Origin of the sequence: Mycobacterium sp., from assembly GCF_039583785.1 — a bacterium.
Classification (GTDB): domain Bacteria; phylum Actinomycetota; class Actinomycetes; order Mycobacteriales; family Mycobacteriaceae; genus Mycobacterium.
In genome coordinates, this window is record NZ_JAVKSG010000186.1 from 1 (window position 1) to 2,176 (window position 2,176).

Sequence of the window (2,176 nt, forward strand, 5' to 3'; positions counted from 1 at the left end):
CTGACTTTCCGCATGTGCAGAGTGCCTTTTGCGTCCCCCATCACTCGTAGGCTGATTCGCGGATGCCGAGGAGGTTGAGCACGATCCGCTGCAGCTTGGTGAGCTCGGGCGGGAAGATCTGGACTACCGAACCATCGGGGCTGATGAGGTGCTGGCGCGCGAGGCCGCCGAAGATGTCGAAGACGCGCGGCGCGCTCGGGGCGGAGCAGCCACGCCCTTCGGGGTAGAGGGGGAGCTCCTCGATGCCTCGGGTTGCCATAGCCCGGCGGAGCTCGCGTTCGACGAGTGCTTGGACCAGCATGGCAATGAAGTGGCATGTCATGAGACCTTCTATGCGGGCAGGGTCGTGGAGGAACATCGGTGCGACCGCCTGTGGTCCCTTCAGCATGTGGTTGCGGCGCTCGAGGTGTGGTTGGTGCTTGTAGGCCACGAGTACCTCGGCGGCGCTGAGATCTCGGTCGCAGGTGATGAGCGGCCAGCAGCCGTCCGAGCAGGCGTCGTCGGCCACCACGTCCTCGCGGACACTGAAGTGGAGTCGGTGAGTTGTGGTCTCGATGCGTCGGTAGCGGGTGTTCGCCCCGGGGCGTCCCCGTGTCTCCTGGCGGTGTCTGACCGCTGTGGCTGTGTCGATCGAGAACCTGACCCAACGCGCAGCTCCGGCCGACTCGACCGCTTCTCGGGCTGCTTTCTCGATCGCAACTATGGACTTCATGCGCGTCTTGGGCGATGCCAGTCGCTGGTTCAGTTGGTCAATAGCGTCGATTCCCTTGGCGATGCGCGCCCGGCGTGAGGCTGCATCGCGCTCGACCTTGGCCGACGAACGCACCCAGATGACCCGGTAACCCTCGGCACTCGGCCACGCGGCCTCGGTCACCTCATAGACGTCATCGGGCTCATCGATGCGCCGGCGGCGCCGCAGGGCCTCGGTCCACACCGGCTCGTGATCGACGAGATACCTGCGGAACTGGCCGTCCTCTTTGCGGTTCTTGGGCAGGACCGACACGAAGCGACCCTTGTTCTTCACGATGTGGGCCATGTTCTCCTTGGTGGCGAGCTTGGCGTCCGCCACGTACAAGAAGTCTGAGCGTCCGAAGAGCGCAACCAGCGAGTCCCAGGTCTCTACGTGAGTAGTCGAGTCCTCCACGTTGCCATCCGCGATGCGACAGGCGATAGGGACCGCCCCATCCGCGGCCACGCTCAAGATGAACACGAGTTGCTTGAGGTCAGGGCGAAAGTCCTTCGAATGACCTCTGGCGAGGACAACAGTGCGCTTCGTGCCGCGTGCATGCCCGTCGGCGTCGGGGTACGCGCCGCTCAACGATACCGACGTCGAGTCGTTGTGGAGCTGAGAACAGTCGATCGAGAACACCTTCACTGCGTCGAGCACCAGTCGGTTGAGCAGGCTCGCTCGGTCAGCGTCGAACAACAACCCGAGTGCTCGGCCCACCCGGTCGTCGTTCAACAAACGGACCTCGTCGCGTTGGAGCCCGAGCAGTGCTGGGTCGAACGGTGCCGCCCACTCGCCCAAGGCGTAGACCGGTTGGTGGCTGAGCGCCAGGTTGCGCACCAAGACGCCGAGAGCCTTCGCGGTTCGAAGCTTCACCCGGTGGTCGGTCGTGGGGACGAAGGACTCGAGCCGGTCGTCGAGTCCGAGGCGGTCCAAGATGTGATCGACGATCGGGAGTGCACCGAGCAGCTCCGCTCGCAACTGGAACGGTCCGCCGACACGAGCAGGGCTTGCGGTCATCGCCCTACACTGTATAGAGTGATGGACATGAAGTGGTGGACCGTGGGTGAGCGTCCGATATGAGTGCCGGTGACGAGCAACGCAGCGCGCAGGCGCGCCGACGAGTCGTTGCCCTGCTCGAAGAGCCCGGCAACCTGCTCCCCGGCGGGCTCGTCGAGCGCATGATGAAGTGTGGCAAGCCCAACTGTCGCTGCAAGGCTGACCCCCCTCAGCTGCACGGGCCCTACATCCAGTGGGGTTACAGCAAAGGACGCAAGCGGTTCACCCGATGGATGAATCCTCAGCAGCGAGAACGCTACGGCCCTGAGGTCGAGCGGGGACAGCGACTGACGGAGCTCCTAGTCGAACTGGATGAAGCCGAGATCGGACGGGTCGAGCGAGCCGAAGGGTGGGGGACGTAAAAGACCATCCGCACATGCGGAAAGTCAG

General features: G+C 64.2%; 2 protein-coding genes. One reads left to right on the forward strand and one right to left on the reverse strand.

Annotated features, from left to right (window positions below; genetic code table 11):
• Positions 1-40 precede the first annotated feature (40 nt).
• Positions 41-1,747 carry an IS1634 family transposase gene (locus tag ABDV69_RS21195; RefSeq protein WP_343577776.1) on the reverse strand — a complete coding sequence of 569 codons (1,707 nt, stop codon included), beginning with the start codon at positions 1,745-1,747 and terminating at the stop codon, positions 41-43.
• 59 nt (positions 1,748-1,806) lie between these two features.
• On the opposite strand from ABDV69_RS21195, the gene ABDV69_RS21200 reads away from it, so the two are divergent.
• Positions 1,807-2,148, forward strand: a complete 342-nt coding sequence (locus tag ABDV69_RS21200) for a DUF6788 family protein (protein ID WP_343577778.1) — start codon at positions 1,807-1,809, stop codon at positions 2,146-2,148.
• Positions 2,149-2,176: the final 28 nt, after the last annotated feature.

Excerpts from the sequence above, each read along its gene's own strand:
- ABDV69_RS21195 (WP_343577776.1), bottom strand. The coding sequence starts at position 1,747 with ATGACCGCAAGCCCTGCTCGTGTCGGCGGACCGTTCCAGTTGCGAGCG.
- ABDV69_RS21200 (WP_343577778.1), top strand. The coding sequence starts at position 1,807 with ATGAGTGCCGGTGACGAGCAACGCAGCGCGCAGGCGCGCCGACGAGTC.